General features: G+C 64.7%; 17 protein-coding genes. 8 read left to right on the plus strand and 9 right to left on the minus strand.

Annotated features, from left to right (window positions below; genetic code table 11):
• Positions 1-48: 48 nt before the first annotated feature.
• From ASG57_RS06155 to ASG57_RS06165, 3 genes are all read left to right on the plus strand, one after another.
• Positions 49-465, plus strand: coding sequence for a DUF2946 domain-containing protein (locus ASG57_RS06155; RefSeq protein WP_024341457.1), 417 nt, complete (start codon positions 49-51; stop codon positions 463-465).
• Between the two features lie 143 nt (positions 466-608).
• Positions 609-2,990 (plus strand): TonB-dependent receptor, encoded by a 2,382-nt coding sequence (locus ASG57_RS06160; RefSeq protein ID WP_057195889.1) that lies wholly within the window; start codon positions 609-611, stop codon positions 2,988-2,990.
• 410 nt (positions 2,991-3,400) lie between these two features.
• Complete coding sequence (locus ASG57_RS06165) at positions 3,401-4,135, plus strand: hemerythrin domain-containing protein (RefSeq protein ID WP_024341455.1); 735 nt, start codon at positions 3,401-3,403, stop codon at positions 4,133-4,135.
• 66 nt (positions 4,136-4,201) lie between these two features.
• Here ASG57_RS06165 and ASG57_RS06170 read toward each other — a convergent pair whose 3' ends face one another.
• The 5 genes from ASG57_RS06170 to ASG57_RS06190 all read right to left on the minus strand — a co-directional run bounded on the left by ASG57_RS06170 (position 4,202) and on the right by ASG57_RS06190 (position 7,823).
• Positions 4,202-4,555 (minus strand): DUF2200 domain-containing protein, encoded by a 354-nt coding sequence (locus tag ASG57_RS06170; protein ID WP_057195890.1) that lies wholly within the window; start codon positions 4,553-4,555, stop codon positions 4,202-4,204.
• Between the two features lie 73 nt (positions 4,556-4,628).
• Positions 4,629-5,144: a GNAT family N-acetyltransferase gene (locus tag ASG57_RS06175; RefSeq protein WP_024341453.1), complete on the minus strand. Its 516-nt coding sequence runs from the start codon at positions 5,142-5,144 to the stop codon at positions 4,629-4,631.
• A gap of 55 nt (positions 5,145-5,199) precedes the next feature.
• Positions 5,200-6,135: a glycosyltransferase family 2 protein gene (locus ASG57_RS06180; protein WP_057195891.1), complete on the minus strand. Its 936-nt coding sequence runs from the start codon at positions 6,133-6,135 to the stop codon at positions 5,200-5,202.
• Positions 6,132-7,283, minus strand: coding sequence for a hypothetical protein (locus ASG57_RS06185; RefSeq protein ID WP_057195892.1), 1,152 nt, complete (start codon positions 7,281-7,283; stop codon positions 6,132-6,134). The genes ASG57_RS06180 and ASG57_RS06185 overlap by 4 nt, the downstream gene beginning before the upstream one ends.
• A 48-nt stretch (positions 7,284-7,331) precedes the next feature.
• Positions 7,332-7,823, minus strand: a complete 492-nt coding sequence (locus tag ASG57_RS06190) for an NUDIX domain-containing protein (protein ID WP_024341450.1) — start codon at positions 7,821-7,823, stop codon at positions 7,332-7,334.
• 92 nt (positions 7,824-7,915) lie between these two features.
• Between ASG57_RS06190 and ASG57_RS06195 the strand changes: the two genes are divergently transcribed.
• Entirely contained in the window at positions 7,916-8,800 is an 885-nt protein-coding gene (locus ASG57_RS06195; RefSeq protein ID WP_057195893.1) for a metallophosphoesterase family protein, read from the plus strand.
• Between the two features lie 120 nt (positions 8,801-8,920).
• Here the strand turns inward: ASG57_RS06195 and ASG57_RS06200 are convergent, their stop codons facing one another.
• The 3 genes from ASG57_RS06200 to ASG57_RS06210 all read right to left on the minus strand — a co-directional run bounded on the left by ASG57_RS06200 (position 8,921) and on the right by ASG57_RS06210 (position 11,544).
• On the minus strand, positions 8,921-9,472 hold the full coding sequence (locus ASG57_RS06200; protein WP_024341448.1) for a hypothetical protein: 552 nt from the start codon (positions 9,470-9,472) through the stop codon (positions 8,921-8,923).
• A gap of 195 nt (positions 9,473-9,667) precedes the next feature.
• On the minus strand, positions 9,668-9,880 hold the full coding sequence (locus tag ASG57_RS06205; protein ID WP_024341447.1) for a DUF4170 domain-containing protein: 213 nt from the start codon (positions 9,878-9,880) through the stop codon (positions 9,668-9,670).
• Between the two features lie 32 nt (positions 9,881-9,912).
• Positions 9,913-11,544 carry an isocitrate lyase gene (locus tag ASG57_RS06210; protein WP_024341446.1) on the minus strand — a complete coding sequence of 544 codons (1,632 nt, stop codon included), beginning with the start codon at positions 11,542-11,544 and terminating at the stop codon, positions 9,913-9,915.
• Positions 11,545-11,771: 227 nt separating this feature from the next.
• Between ASG57_RS06210 and ASG57_RS06215 the strand changes: the two genes are divergently transcribed.
• The 4 genes from ASG57_RS06215 to ASG57_RS06230 all read left to right on the plus strand — a co-directional run bounded on the left by ASG57_RS06215 (position 11,772) and on the right by ASG57_RS06230 (position 15,163).
• On the plus strand, positions 11,772-13,217 hold the full coding sequence (locus ASG57_RS06215; RefSeq protein WP_024341445.1) for a helix-turn-helix domain-containing protein: 1,446 nt from the start codon (positions 11,772-11,774) through the stop codon (positions 13,215-13,217).
• A gap of 161 nt (positions 13,218-13,378) precedes the next feature.
• Positions 13,379-13,612, plus strand: coding sequence for a hypothetical protein (locus ASG57_RS06220; RefSeq protein WP_024341444.1), 234 nt, complete (start codon positions 13,379-13,381; stop codon positions 13,610-13,612).
• 223 nt (positions 13,613-13,835) lie between these two features.
• A complete protein-coding gene (locus ASG57_RS06225; protein WP_057195894.1) occupies positions 13,836-14,636 on the plus strand; it encodes a hypothetical protein in 801 nt (266 codons plus the stop codon).
• 173 nt (positions 14,637-14,809) lie between these two features.
• Positions 14,810-15,163: a hypothetical protein gene (locus ASG57_RS06230; RefSeq protein WP_057195895.1), complete on the plus strand. Its 354-nt coding sequence runs from the start codon at positions 14,810-14,812 to the stop codon at positions 15,161-15,163.
• A 60-nt stretch (positions 15,164-15,223) separates the two neighbouring features.
• Here ASG57_RS06230 and ASG57_RS06235 read toward each other — a convergent pair whose 3' ends face one another.
• Positions 15,224-15,865 carry a tetratricopeptide repeat protein gene (locus ASG57_RS06235; RefSeq protein ID WP_024341441.1) on the minus strand — a complete coding sequence of 214 codons (642 nt, stop codon included), beginning with the start codon at positions 15,863-15,865 and terminating at the stop codon, positions 15,224-15,226.
• Positions 15,866-15,936: the final 71 nt, after the last annotated feature.

Raw genomic sequence — 15,936 nt, forward strand, 5'->3', positions numbered from 1 at the left:
TCGCAGCGTCCTGGGATCGACGCTCCGATGTAGGGGTGGCGTTTCCAGATGAAGTGGTTCCGGTCGAATATCAGGCACGGCGCCCGGCTCGCGTTGTTCGCGATGCTGGTGCAGCTCGCGCTGACGTTCGGCCACAGCCATTGGTTCGCGCAGGCCGCGCCCCTCGCTCAATCCTCGCTGCATCAGGCCGAGGGCGGCAAGGACAGCGGCAAGAGCCTTGCGTCCATCGACAGCGTCGCGGTCCAGAAGCAATCGCCCTCGGGGCCCGACCGCGACCACCACGGCGAGGACAATTGCGGTATCTGCGCCATCATCGCGATGGCCGGTGCTGTCGTATCGTCAACGCCGCCCGTGCTGCTGCTACCGCAGGCCATCGATCTGCTCCGCCGCACCACGGACGCCGAATTCATCCATCTGAGGTCGGCCGGCACGGCATTCCAGCCCCGCGCCCCTCCCGCCTCCTGACTTCCAGCGCTTGATCACGCCCAGCGTCGCCGCGCATCGGCGAATGCCCGGGAAGAGTTGAAGTCGAATTCCGTCGCGCCCCGACGGCAGGCCGCCTCCGATCAACAATCACATGCGGATCGCGCCTGACTGGAATCAGGACCATGTCATTTCAATTGCGACGCGCCCAGCGTCTCGGCGGAGCAAGCCTGCTCCTGCTCGGTGCCGCCGCCACGCCGGTCTTCGCTCAAGATCCGGCCCAGGACAAATCATCGACGGAGATCCCGGCCGTGACCGTCACGGCGCCGAGCCCGATCGTGCGCAGAGCGGTGGTGCCCTCCCGCAACGCAGGGCGCGGCGGCACGCGGACCGCGCGGGTGCGCAGCCGCGAGCAAGCGGCTGAACCAGCGCCGGCAGCCCCGGTGCCTGCCGCACCTCAGCAAGGCGTGCTGCCGATCGTGACCGATCAGTTCGCGACCGTCACCGTGGTGCCGAACGAGGAAATTCGGCGCAACGGCGGCGGCACGCTCGGCGATCTCCTGTTCTCGAAGCCCGGCATCACCGGCTCCGAATTCGCACCCGGCGCATCCAGCCGCCCGATCATTCGCGGCCTCGACACCAACCGTGTCGGCATCGTCGAGAACGGAACAGGCAGCAATGGCGCGTCCGATCTCGGCGAGGATCACTTCGTGCCGATTGATCCGCTGGCAACCAACCAGGTCGAGGTCATCCGCGGACCGGCGACGCTGCGCTACGGCTCCACCGCGATCGGCGGCGTGGTCAGCGCAACGAACAATCGAATTCCGGATGCCTTGCCGTCCTGCACGGCACCCTTTCCGACTTACGGACTCCCGACCAAGGCGCCGCTGGCGAACATGGGATCACCGGGCTGCATCACCGCGGAAACACGGACGGCGGTGACGTCTGTCGATCGCGGGGTCGAAGGTGCCATGCTGCTCGACGCCGGCGGCGGTAACTTTGCCGTCCATGCCGATGCCTTTGGCCGCAAGGCCGGCGATTACAACATCCCGAGCTACCCGTTCTTGACCGACCCGACGCTGCCGTTCAACGGACGCCAGCCGAATTCGGCATCGCAGGGCTACGGCGGGTCTGTCGGCGGCTCCTACATCTTCGATGGCGGCTATGTTGGCGCGGCGATCACGCAGCACAACGCGCTCTATCATATTCCTGGTATCGAGGGCAGCGAGTTCCTCACGCGGATCGACGGACGGCAAACAAAATTCACGACAAAAGGTGAATATCGGCCGGACGCTGCGGCGATCGATGCGATACGGTTCTGGGCGGGGGCCACCGACTATAAACACGATGAGGTCGGGCTCGCCGACGCTGCAGATCTCACCTCCCTCGGCGTGAGACAAACCTTCACCAGCAAGGAACAGGAAGGCCGCGTCGAGGTGCAGCTTGCGCCGTTCGACGTCCGCTTTGCTGCGCTGACCACTGCCGTGGGCGTTCAGGCGTCGCACCAGAAGCTGACCGCGCCGAGTCCAGACGATCCGGGCAGCCCGATCAACGGACTGTTCGATCCGAACAAGAACACAAAGGTCGCCGGGTACATCTTCAACGAGTTCAAGTTCAGCGAAGCTGCCAAGGCTCAGATCGCCGGGCGCGTCGAGAGCGCAAGGTTGAGCGGCACGGCGCCAGCCTTCGTCCCCGATGTGTTCGACCTCGCCGTCGATCCGGCCGCGATCGGCCCCGCAACGGCGGTCAACCGCAACTTCACGCCCGTGAGCGGGAGCATCGGCTTGATCCACGACCTTCCTTGGGATCTGGTCGCGAGCATCACCGGTCAATATGTCGAGCGTGCGCCGAAACCGGCGGAATTGTTTTCGCGCGGCGGCCACGATGCCACCATCACATTCGACATAGGCAATCCCAATCTCGGCATCGAGACGGCCAAGTCGGTCGAGGCGGGACTGCGACGGGCGGTAGGGCCGCTTCGCTTCGAAATCACCGGCTACTACACCAAGTTCAACGGATTTATCTACCGGCGCCTGACCGGCAACACGTGCGAGGACGGCGTTTGCCAGCTTGGCGCGGGGCTCGAACTGAATCAGGCGATCTATTCGCAGCGCGACGCGACATTTCGTGGCGGCGAATTCCAGTTCCAGTACGACGTGATGCCGGTCTGGAACGGGATCTGGGGCATCGAGGGTCAATACGACATCGTGCGCGCGACCTTCGACGACGGCACCAACGTGCCACGCATTCCGCCCCAGCGGCTGGGCGGTGGTGTGTACTATCGCGACGCCGACTGGTTTGCCCGGATCAACCTGCTGCACGCGTTCGCGCAAAACGACATCGCACCTATCGCGGAGACGCCGACGCCCGGCTACAACCTGCTAAGGGCCGAGGTCAGCTACAGGACGAAGCTCCATCAAAGCTGGTTCGGCGCGCGCGAGATGCATGTGGGCTTGGTCGGCAACAACCTACTGAACGAGAACATCCGCAATGCCGTCTCCTTCAACAAGGACCAGGTGCTGTTGCCAGGCATCGGAGTCAGGGCGTTCGCGAATTTCAAGTTCTAGCCTCAAGCAGCAAACCGGCGGGCCACATGGTGGATGGGCCTTGCCGGCTTCCATGTGCGCTCCTGAGCGCCTCGAAGCCGCCATGCCTCCATCAGCCGCTGGAGTCTGCCTCGCAGCTTGGAGCGATCCGGCCTGGCGATGCATAGAGATACCGGAGCACCGTTGCGCCGCAACAAGCCTTGCGTCGCTCATCCGCACAAGAACAGCGCGGCTCAACTGAAACAGCCGGGGACGGTCACCGGTCGCCACCAGTTCCATCTGTCGCAATTGGAACGAGCCTTTCCACCGGCCGTTGCTGCGGAAAGCGCCCACGATGTCCAGGGAAGAAGGACCACGTCGGCACGCGGACGTGTATCGCCCCGTTTCAGACAGAGACATCCACGGCGTTTCCATTCACGGGAGCGTCCATCATGGAAGCCGTCACACCAGCAAAGCGCCGCCTATTTCTGTTTGGCACGCTGGCCGCCGTCGCGGCCCCAGCCGTTTTCACCCGACGGGCCTTCGCAGAAGAGAAGGGCATCGGCGAGAAACTGAAGGAGGCGGTCACAGGCAAAACGGGCAAGGAAGTCACTCCGCCCGAGGATCTCATGCGCGAGCACGGCGTGCTCGATCGAGTGTTGCTGGTCTACGAAGCGGGGGTCCGCAAATACGCGTCGAACGAGGACTTCGATCCCGCCCTGATCACCCGGTCAGCCGAGATCATCCGCGACTTCATCAACAACTACCATGAGAAGACGGAGGAGAAGCACCTCTTTCCGCGCTTCAGGACCGCCGGGAAAATGGTCGCACTGGTGGATACCCTGGAACGCCAGCACGAGGCGGGCCGGAAGCTGACCGAGACCATCATCAGGCTGGCACCGACCAGCAGGAGCAGCGGCGCCGACCGTACGCGGCTGGTCGACACGATCCAGTCGTTCATCACCATGTACCGTCCACACGCCGCCCGTGAGGACACAGACCTCTTCCCGAAGCTGAAGGATCTGGTCTCGGCCCATGAATACGACGCCATGGCCGAGGACTTCGAGAAGACCGAGCACGACCTGTTTGGAGAGGATGGCTTCGAGAAGATGGCTGCCCGTGTCGCTCAGTTGGAGCAGCAGATGGGTATCCACGAGCTCAACCAATACACTCCGCAGGGGCGCTGAACCTTCGCAAGCCATCCGGCAGCGTCACGTTGCTGCGCATCGGCGGAACGCGACCGCAGATGCGGATCAGGCCTCCCGCAGGATCTTGTCCATCGCCTTGCCGCGCGCCAGTTCGTCGATCAGCTTGTCCAGGTAGCGAATCTCACGCATCGTCGGCTCTGCGACGGTCTCGACGCGGACGCCGCAAACCACACCGGTGATGAGGGTGCGCGCAGGATTGGCGCGCGGGGCCTGAGCAAAGAAGGTTTCGAAATCGGTCCGCTTGGCAAGTTGTGCTTCCAGCTGGCTCCGATCGTAACCGGTCAACCAGGAGATGATCTCATCCACCTCCGCCTTGGTGCGTCCTTTCTTCTCCGCCTTCGCAATGTAAAGCGGATACACGCTCGCGAAGCTGGTGGTGTAGATGCGGTGCTTTGCCATGGCCGCTCCATGAACCGTAAATTGGCGCTCCAGCGGAGACGAAGCGCGGCAGACGCACGCTGGGCCAAGGCTCTTATCTCCGCGCCTTGCTCCAGTCAGGCCCCACTCGTCCCGACACGCCCTCAAAGGCGCCGTCGACGAGCTCGAAGACCAGGATGCGGGCGGCGTCGACCGGGCCCGGCATGGTGACGCGGCCTTTTTCGACCTGCTTGAATCCGATACGGCCGTAATAAGGCTCGTCACCGACGAGCAGCACCAGCCGATGACCTTTCAACCTGGCGTCGTTCAAGGCCCGCTCCATCAGGAGACGACCGACCCCGCGGCCGCGGAACGGCGGCTCGACGGTGAGCGGCCCGAGCAGCAGTGCGGGCGTGTCGCCGATCAGGATCGGCAATTGCCTGACGGAGCCCACCAGCAGGGTCGCGATGCGGGCGGTGAAGGAGAGTTCGAGCAGATGATCGACGTGCTCGCGAATCCGGTAGGCGCTCAGCACGAAGCGGCCCGGACCGAAGGTACGTTCGTGCAGCCGCTCGATGGCCTGAGCGTCTCCGGCGGCTTCGGGAAGGATGGTCAGTGAGAGATCGTTCATGTCGATTGCGGGATAGCACCTGAACGCACCGCGGTCCATCGGCCAGCGAGGGCGCTCAGTTGCTTTTCGCTGCCGGTTGGGACAGGTAGGCGAGCATCTTCATCTCCCGCCGCCCGCGCGTGACGGTGTCCAGCACGAGCCCCGACGATGCCGACAGCAGGGCCATGATCATCAGGCCCATCGACAGCACGGCAGTCGGCAGGCGCGGGACGAGGCCGGTTTCGATGAAGGTGATCACGATGGGGATTGCGAGAATCACCGAGGCCAGGGCCAGCAGGATTCCGATCGCCGTGAAGAAGCGCAACGGCCGCTCCGAACGGTAGAGCTTCAGCATGGTGCCGAGGATGCGAAAGCCGTCGCGCCAGGTGTTGAGCTTCGAGAACGAGCCTTCAGGACGAGCGTAGTAAGGCGTCTCGAGCTCGGCGACCGGCAGCGACAATTCCAGCGCATAGACCGCGAGCTCAGTCTCGATTTCGAAACCATCGGAGAGCACGGGGAAGGATTTGACGAAGCGGCGCGAGAACACCCGGTACCCGGACAGGATGTCCTTGAAGGCGTGACCGAAGGTCGAGGACAGGAATCCGGTCAGCATGCGGTTTCCGGCACGGTGGCCGAACCGGTAGGCGGACTGGACCTGATCGATGCGAAGGCCGACCACCATGTCGAGATGATCATCGAGCAGCCTGTCGATCATGCGTGGTGCGCTCGGCGCATCGTAGGTGGCATCGCCGTCGACCAGCACATAGACGTCGGCCTCGACGTCCGCGAACATGCGGCGCACGACGTGGCCCTTGCCCTGCCGTCCCTCGCTGCGCACGATCGCGCCGGCTTCGCGCGCGACCGCGGCGGTCCGGTCGCGCGAGTTGTTGTCGTAGACGTAGATCTCCGCCGATGGCAGCGCCTTGCGGAAGCCGGCAACGACGGCCGCAACCGTCGCCTCCTCGTTGTAGCAGGGCACCAGCACGGCGATGCGGAGTTGCGTTGAGGTCATCGCGACGTCGCTCCGAGGCCCGTCGGCTCGCGCCCGAACGGCACAGCCTGCGATGCCTGCCCCGGCTGAATCAGCCAGGCGAACGAGGCGCTCCACAGGGACAGCATCGCGATCGGCACGATGTAATAGGGCGTGAAGACCGGGTGACTCAGGAAGAAGACGAGGTTGACCGTGAGATTGCCGGCGACGACCAGGGCCACCTGCCGTACGCTCCCCTTCCCTACGCGCAACAGCCAGGCCGTGGAGCCGATCGCGAGCACGATCAGCACGAATTGCATGTCGCGCAGATACTGGCCGAGCACGGCAAGATCGAAGGCTGGCGCGACCACGTCGGCACTGCCATAGGTCGTGGCCAGCGGGCTGCCGGCATTGATCGCCTGCGCGATCAGGGTCGGGGCCATGCCGAGGAGGACAGCGAGGCCGAAGCCGAGCCCCTGCGCGAAGGCTGACAGCGTCCGCACCCGCAGGAACGCAACGCCGAGATAGATGACGTAGCCGGCCACGAGCAGCGCATTCGGCAGCCTGAAATTGACGGACGCGCCTAGCAGCAGGCCAATCAGCGCAATCAGCAGCACGTTGCGCTTGTCCCTGGTCAGCCACAACGCCGTCAGACAGCCTGCGACGGCGCACACCGCCATCGTCGGCGCGATGGAATAGCTCGCCTTGGCCGGATTGATCATGAGATAGACGGCAAGCGCGCCGAACAGACCCGCACCGGCGACCGAAGACAGCGTGCGCGCCATGGCGATGCCCGCTAGCGCAAGACCGCATACGATCAGGCTCGCCGCGATGTAGAGCGGCACCACCTGGTTGCCTTCGGGAAACAGCGCCAGCAGGAATCCGGTGCCCGGCGGGTATTGCATCACGATCTTGCCGTTCGGCATCGGGTTGTGGCACGGCCAGCGGATCGGGTCCCGCCACTCGGCGAACGCGATCTGCTTCAGCTTGCCTTCGAAATAGCGATCGTCATCCAGGGCGGCATTGGTGTTGAGCCCACCGAGACCTACGCGCTGGAATAGGTGCGCCTGCCGGAGATAGCAGATGTCGTCATAGACCCCGCGCGCCTCACTCCAGCGAGACATCGTGGCGATGTTGCTGGCGAGGATCGCAAGACAGATCAGGCCGAAGGCGAGTTTGGCAGTCTTCATCCGGTTTCCCGTGGCACCCGTCGAGCCGGTTACTAGCACAGGCTACCCTCAGCGCCACGTCGCAATCGGGGGCCGGCCATCGAGCACTTCGGCAAGCCGCAGGCGCGTGCCGGGCGTGGTCCCCTCGGGCAATGCGGTGTTGTCGAAGAACCCGCACTCGACGATCTCGCGGTTGGGCCCGGGCAGGCGATCCTGCCTGAACTGCCTGACCACGTAGACCGCGACGTGGTCGCGGCGGGAGACGTGGCTGTTGAGGAAGATGCCATGCAGGACCGCCTCGCCGGTAAGATCGATATCGCCCTCCTCCTTGAGTTCGCGTCGCAATGCCTCTTCCATGGTCTCGCCGAAATCGACGCCGCCGCCCGGCAGGTACCAGCCGCTGACGTAGCTGTGCCTGACCAGGAAGACCCGGTTGTCGGCATCCAGCACCACGGCACGGACGCCGAGCGTCATGCCGCGGACCACCAGGAAATACGCGTGGAAGACTCGCCGCAGCAGCGGCTCGGCTTTCCGTCGGACCCGGTTCAGACGTTCACCCATCAGCCTTCCTCGACGGACCCTTGCAGGCTTTGCTTGCGTGCTCCTTGCGAGCTTGCCATTACAGCGGAGCAATAGCGAGGCAATCGCGCGCCATGGCTCCCTTCACGCTCGCCCATCTCTCCGACCCGCATCTAGCGCCCTTGCCGAAGCCGCGGCTGATCGAGCTCGCGGGCAAGCGCGCGCTCGGCTACGTCAACTGGACGCGCAACCGCCACAAATACCAGCGCCGCGAGGTTCTCGACGCGCTCGTCGCCGACATGAAGGCGCAGGCGCCCGACCACATTGCAGTGACGGGCGACCTCGTCAATCTGGCGCTGGAGGCGGAATTCGCGCCGGCCCTGGCCTGGCTCGAAAGCGTCGGCCCGCCGGACCGCGTGACCGCGATTCCCGGCAATCACGACGCCTATGTCAGCGCGACGCGTCATCGCTTCGGCGAGACGTTCCTGGCCTACATCGCCGCAGATGCGCCTGGCGCTGCGGCTTTTCCGGCCGTACGCCGGCGCGGTCCGCTGGCGCTGATCAGCCTGTCCACGGCGGTGCCGACCCTGCCGCTGATGGCGACGGGTACGCTGGGGCGCGATCAGCTCGCCGCTCTCGCAGAGGTGCTCGAACGGCTCGCGAAAGAGGACGTCTTCCGCGTGCTGCTGGTGCATCATCCGCTGAAATCCGACGCACGCCAGAAGCGGATGACGGACGCGCCGGAATTGCTGGCGCTGTTGAAGCGCCACGGCGTCGAGCTGGTCCTGCACGGGCATGACCACGTTCATTCGACGATATGGGTCGAAGGCCCCAACGGCAATATTCCCGTGCTCGGCGTGCCCTCGGCTTCCGCGCTCGCACACGGACGCTATCCGGCGGCGGCGTACAATCTGTTAACCATCGAGAAGGACAATGCCGGCTGGCGCTGCGAGCAGACGGTGCGGAGCCTCGGGGCGGGGTTTCAGGTCGGGCAGATCAAGCATGTAAGGTTGATCTAGTTCACCGTCATTCCGCGGTATGCGGAGCATGAGCCCGGAATCCATCGGGCGGCAATACGTGCTGATGGATGGATTGCGGGCTCGCGCCTCGCGCGCCGCGGAAGGACGGCGGAGGACGCCTCACCAGTTCCGCAAGACCGCAAGCAGAGCGACGCCGAACAGCGCGGCCGCACCGAGCACAAACCCGAACACGAACGGCCAGAAGCGCGAGCGGCGCGGCGGCTCGGCGACCGGTGCTTGCGGTGCGGGCGTGACCACCATCGCACGTTCGCGCTCGACCATGCGGCGCGCGACGTAGTCCGTGACGGCCTCGACGATCACGGCGGTGTCGTGCGATTCGGCGAGCACGATGCGGCCGAAGCGAGTGTCCTGGACGAAGCGGTACATCCGCTTGTCGCGCCCCATCACGATGTGGGCGACGACGTCGATCCAGAGTCTCGGCGTATCGCCCTGGCTGATCCCGCGGTCGAACAGGTCGATCTGATCAGGCACCTGCGCGAACAGGGGATCGAGCGCATCGTTGAGGATCTCGAGCCGCGCCACCTCGGCATCCCTGAGATCGACAACGACGCCGGTCCGGTCAGCAGCCTCGATCCGCGCGCGCAGCAGCGCATCACGCAGCCGCACCGGGCGCGGCTGGCCGGGAATCCCGCTGGTCTCGGGCTCTGACATTGTCGGCCTCGTCCTCGACTTTCCGTCATTAACCTATCAGCAACCACACCCTCCGCAAAGGCCCACAATTCCAGAGGCTTACGGCGCCCACAGAGCTTTCACCTGTGCCAAAAACAGACGATCCCACCCAGGCAGGGCCTGGATGGGACCATCGGTCCTTGGACGTCTTCTCAGATGAACTCGGCAGCCGCCCGATCAGGCTGCCGGGGCGCGCTGCGGCTCTTCCACGATCGAGAAGCGGACGCCGGCCTTGTGGCGGCTCTCTTCCGACACCTCGCGCCAGCAGTCCTCGGCTTCCTTGCGGGTCTTGAACGGACCTTTGACCTGGGCCGAGCCTTCCACGAGCTTGTGGAAGTTCATCGAACCGAACTCGCCGCCGATCACCCAGAAATTGCTGCCTTTGGTCATTGTCAGTCTCCTGTCGAGAGTAGCGTGGTTCGTTAGCCGAACTGGTTCATCGTGTTGTGGACGCCGCCCGCCTTGAGGGCCGCTTCGCCCGCGAAGTACTCCTTGTGGTCGTCGCCGATGTCGGAGCCGGCCATGTTCTGATGCTTCACGCAGGCGATGCCCTGACGGATCTCGGCGCGCTGGACGTTCTTGACATAGCCGAGCATGCCCTGCTCGCCGAAATACTCGCGTGCCAGGTTGTCCGTCGACAGCGCCGCCGTGTGGTAGGTCGGCAACGTGATCAGGTGGTGGAAGATGCCGGCACGCTTGGCCGAATCCGCCTGGAAAGTGCGGATGCGCTCGTCGGCCTCCTGCGCCAGCGGCGTCTCGTCATATTCCGCCTTCATCAGATCGGCACGGTTGTACTTGCTGACATCCTTGCCCGCCTCCTTCCAGGCGTCGTAGACCTGCCAACGGAAGTTGAGCGTCCAGTTGAACGACGGCGAGTTGTTGTAGGCGAGCTTGGCGTTCGGAACCACCTTGCGGATGCGGTCGACCATGCTGGCGATCTGCTCGATATGCGGCTTCTCGGTCTCGATCCAGAGCAGGTCGGCGCCGTTCTGGAGCGAGGTGATGCAATCGAGCACGCAGCGGTCCGCACCGGTGCCGGGACGGAACTGGTAGAGGTTGGAGGGCAGCCGCTTCGGACGCATCATCTTGCCGTTGCGGTTGATGATGACGTCGCCGTTGCGGGCGTTCTCCGGCGTGACTTCCTCGCAATCCAGGAAGCTGTTGTACTGGTCGCCGATGTCGCCGGGCTTGTGGCTGACGGCGATCTGCTGCGTCAGGCCGGCGCCGAGCGAGTCGGTGCGGGTCACGACGACGCCGTCTTCGACGCCGAGCTCGAGGAAGGCGTGGCGGCAGGCGCGGATCTTCGCGAGGAAGACGTCATGCGGCACGGTGACCTTGCCGTCCTGGTGACCGCACTGCTTCTCGTCCGAGACCTGGTTCTCGATCTGCAGCGCGCAGGCGCCTGCTTCGATCATCTTCTTGGCAAGCAGATAGGTCGCCTCGGCATTGCCGAAGCCCGCGTCGATGTCGGCGATGACGGGCACGACATGGGTCTGGAAGTTGTCGATCTTCTCGATCAGCTCCTTCTCACGCGTCTTGTCGCCTTCCTTGCGCGCCTTGTCGAGCAGGCGGAAGATGTCGTTCAGCTCGCGCGCATCGGCCTGCCGCAGGAAGGTGTAGAGCTCCTGGATCAGCGCCGGCACCGAGGTCTTCTCGTGCATCGACTGGTCGGGCAGCGGACCGAACTCGGAGCGCAGCGCCGCGATCATCCAGCCGGAGAGATAGAGGTAGGTGCGGTCGGTCTTGCCGAAGTGCTTCTTGACCGAGATCAGCTTCTGCTGGGCGATGAAGCCGTGCCAGCAGCCAAGCGACTGCGTGTACTTGGTGGGGTCGTTGTCATAGGCGGCCATGTCGGCGCGCATCACCGCCGCGGTGTAGCGGGCGACGTCGAGGCCGGTCTTGAATCGGTTCTGCAGGCGCATGCGGGCGACGGCCTCGGCCGTCACCCCGTTCCAGGTCGGCTGGGTCTCGATGAGCGCCTGAGCCGCCTTGACCTCGTCCAGGTACGAAGACGGGCCCTGGAGGGTGCTGATGCCGCGGGGCTGGTAGTTCATGTGCCTGATCCTTTCGCTGACGATGGCATGGCCATCGACATTCTTGACAGTGCATTGCGATATGCGTGTCAGAAGCTAAACGCGAAAACGGAAACTTCGTATAGATGGCTTGTTTCTTATTGGTGATGTCATGTAACATCTGAACCTGTAATAGATGTTATTTTGTAAACCTTGTAACGATTAGGTCAGCTGAACTGACCTAATGTGGAATTCAGGAGATCCGTGGAATGCCCGCCGCTTCCGGCAAGAAGCTCTTCGTCGGCCCGCGCTTCCGACGCATCCGGCAGCAATTGGGGCTGTCCCAGACCCAGATCGCCGAGGGACTCGGGATCTCGCCCAGCTATGTCAACCTGATCGAGCGCAACCAGCGCCCCGTGACCGCGCAAATTCTGCTGCGGCTGGCCGAGAGCTACGACCTCGATCTGCGCGACCTCGCCACCGCCGACGAGGATCGGTTCTTCGCCGAGCTCAACGAGATCTTCTCGGATCCCCTGTTCCGCCAGATCGACGTTCCCAAGCAGGAGCTGCGCGACCTCGCCGAGCTCTGCCCCGGGGTCACCCATGCGCTGCAACGGCTCTATGCGGCCTATACCGAGGCGCGCCAGGGCGAGACGCTGGCGGCGGCGCAGATGGCCGACCGCGACGTCGGCACGCGCTACGAGGCCAATCCGGTCGAGCGTGTGCGCGAGCTGATCGAGGCCAACCGCAACTACTTTCCGGAGCTGGAGCAGGCCGCGGAGAACCTACGCGATGAACTGAACGTGCCGGCGGAGGGGCTCTACGCGGCGCTGGCCGCGCGCCTGCGCGAGAAACATTCGATCCAGACCCGCATCATGCCCGTGGACGTGATGCGCGAAACGCTGCGGCGTTTCGACCGCCACCGCCGCCAGCTTCTGATCTCGGAGCTGGTCGACCCGCCCGGCCGCGCGTTCCAGCTCGCCTTCCAGCTGGGGTTAGGCGAATGCGCGCAAGCCCTGGAGACCATCATCGGCCGCGCGGGTCCACTCGACGATGCGCCGCGTCGCCTGTTCCGCATCACGCTCGGCAACTACTTTGCGGCGGCGGTGATGATGCCCTATCCCGCCTTTCTCGCCGCTGCCGAAGCGCTCAATTACGACATCCACGTGCTGGCGCAGCGCTTCAATTCCGGCTTCGAGCAGGTCTGCCACCGCCTCACCACGCTGCAGCGGCCGAACGCGCGCGGCATTCCGTTCTTCCTGTTGCGCGTCGACAATGCGGGCAACGTCTCCAAGCGCTTCTCCTCCGGCACCTTCCCGTTCTCGAAATTCGGCGGCACCTGTCCGCTCTGGAACGTGCACTCGACCTTCGACACCCCGGACCGCCTGCTCAAGCAGGTGATCGAGCTCCCCGACGGCACGCGCTACTTCTCGATCGCGCAGATGGTGCGCCGTCCCGTTGCGCCGCACCCGCTGCCGCAGCCCCGGTTCGCCATCGGCCTCGGCTGCGAGATCCGCCACGCCGCACGCCTGACCTATGCCACCGGCATGGACCTGGAGAAGGCCGAGGGCACGCCGATCGGCGTCAACTGCCGCCTCTGCGAGCGCGAAAACTGCGCCCAGCGCGCCGAACCGCCGATCACGCGCACGCTGATCCTGGACGAGACGACGCGGCGGGTCTCGAGCTTCGCCTTTTCGAACGCACGAGAGCTGTGAGGATCGCGGCGCGCCCGGAACTGGACGAACACGCGCGCCGCGTCCGCCGCAGCAGTGGCAGGCCATGCCATGCGTGACGGCCAGCACAGTTCTGTCAGTCGGGTTTGGGCATGGTTGCGGCCACACCGGCTGCATCGGGCGGCCGGAGGGGAATACGGACCATGAAGATCATCACAACCTTTGCCTGCTCCGCCTTGATCGCCGTCGTGGCGCTTGCCGGCTCCGCGCAGCTCAAACCGGCGACCGCCGGCAGTTTCGACTGGCTCGGCAATGAAAACTACGTGCGTTGCCTGAAATATGTCAGCGCGCTCGCCAAAAGCGCAGCCGGCCTTGACCGGGGACGACGGGCCTGCAATCGCGCGCATTATCCCGGTCGTCCAGGCTACGACTATTGAGCCGGCTGGGGGCAGAACGGCCGCGGGGATCCGCGGCCGCTGCGCAAGTGCGCCTCTCCGGCGAAGGCAGTCGTCGTGGTTAACTCGGCACTAATCCTCGCGCACGATCTGCCACGTGGGATTAATCACGCTTCAACATCGATGCCTTAGTCTCGCCCCACTCACGTTTCGCAAACGACGGCGGCCTATTCTGCCGGTGAAAGTGACATCAGGGGGCTCACTCATGCGCATTGCGTTGCTGCTGACCGCAACCATCGTCGGCGCGTTCTTCGCCGGTCCGTCTCATGCCGGGTCGCTGGATGCTGACGCAGTGCAGACGTTGCCGCCCGGCTTCCAGAGCTACCGCGGCTACATGTTCGACCTGTCGGAGAACTCCGACCGCAAGGATGTCGACAAGCTCACCGACAATCTGAAGCAGCAGATCGACGTCGTGGAATCCGCCGGCCTGTCGCCGCGCGTCCTGCGCTTCTTCCGCACCGTGCCCATCATCGCGAGCGAGCTCGCCTGCCTCGACGAAGGTGCCGCGACGGCCTGCTACGGCCGCGTCGCTCCCAACGTCGAGCGCCGCGTGCCGCGGACGCTAACGGTGTGGGACCACGACAAGCAGCGCTGGACCAATCCGAACGCCGTCGACCTCGCTGTGGATTCGGGCCTTGGCGTGATCATGCTGCGGCCGGACATGATGCGTTACGAGAAGGAGGCCGTGCTGCTGCACGAGCTCCTCCACGCCTATCACGCACGCCTCCTGCCGGACGGCTACGCCAACAAGGGCGTGATAGCCTATTACGCGCTGGCCAAGTCCAAGGACATGCTGCCCAAGGAATCCTATGCGCTGAAGAATCCCATGGAGTTCTTCGCCGTGACCGCGAGCATCTTCCTGGCCGGAAAGAGCGAATTCCACGATCCGAAATCGCGCGAGGCGCTCAAGGAGAAGATGCCGGACTACTACAAATACCTGGTCGGCGTATTCGGCTTCGACCCGGCCCCGGCAGCGTCGAACGGACCGGTGGCCTCGCTGAAATGAGGCCGAAGGCGCCCTCCCTGCGCCAGACCGCATCAGAGCCGCGCAAGCAGCGCGGCTTTTTTGTTTCGCAAGCTGGAAGCTGCGGATGACGGGATGGCAGCAATTGCCAAGGCGGACCCCGATCTGCATAGTCGCGCCGCATCAACAGCGTTTTTCGAAGGGGATGAGAGAACATGGCGGACGCCGACCTGGATGTCGTGATCCGGCAACTGGCCAGACAGCTGCATACGGGCCTGATGACCCGCGCCAAGGAGCGGCGGGATCGCTTGAACGGCCTTGCGGCCAAGGCCAAGGGCAAGGAGACCGGCGAACGCTTCAAGATGATGGCCAAGGCCACGATGGAGCAGGCCACCACCGCCGCCAAGCGCCTCCAGATGTCCGCCGACAACGTCGCCGACAGCTACGCGCGGTCGATGCGCCTGGCTGCCAGCGCGCCGGTTGCGGTAAAGGCAGAGAAGAAGGCCAAGGAAGACAAGCCGGCGAAGAAGGCTGCCAAGGCGAAGGCGAAAGCCAAGAAGGCGAAGTAGGCGAATCAAGAGGCCGTCCTCTCCGGCCGGCGAAGGGGAAAGCCTCCAGCGACAACTCCCTCACCGTCGTGGCGTGGCAACCTGCGTCGGCTCGGCGCTGGCCAGCTCGGCGAGCTTGGCGCGCGCAAGATCGCGCATGCCGCTCTCTTTGCCCGCGGGCAGCGCCAGCGCGGCTTCGAAGTCGGCGCGGGCATCATCGGCCTGGCCGCGGGCGAGGAACGCAAGGCCCCGGTCGAGACGGGCCTGCGCATCGGAAGGATCGAGGCGGACAGCGGTGCTGTAGCTCAGGATGGCGCGGTCGAGGTCGCCCATGGCGGCGAGCGCGAGACCGCGCTGGTGATAGGGTGCGGCGCGCTTGGGATCGTGCGCGATCGCCTCGTCGTAGTCTGCAATCGCAAGCTCCAGATCGCCGTTCAGACGGCGCGCCAGCGCCCGGTCGCGATAGAGCGAGCCGCGGTTCGGATTGAGATGGATCGCTTCGTCGAAATCGGCAATCGCACGCTTGAAGTCGCCGTGGCGCAGCGCGATCCGTCCACGCCCCTCATAGGCGAAGGCAATCAGCGAGCCGCGGAGCGGCGAGAAACCGATCACGGCCGAGCAGATGTCGGGATCGTCCTCGTCGCCGCAATTGACGACCATGTGCGTGGACAGGCCGGCGAGCACGCAAAGAACGATCAGAAATAGTACGGCAGCTCGGGTCATCTTCGACGGCGACCGGCAGAGGTCCGGCCGCGCATCCCCTTTCGAAGAATTGGTCACGGCAGGGTGTTAAC

The sequence above is a fragment of the Bradyrhizobium sp. Leaf396 genome (assembly GCF_001424605.1).
Classification (GTDB): Bacteria; Pseudomonadota; Alphaproteobacteria; order Rhizobiales; family Xanthobacteraceae; genus Bradyrhizobium; species Bradyrhizobium japonicum_C.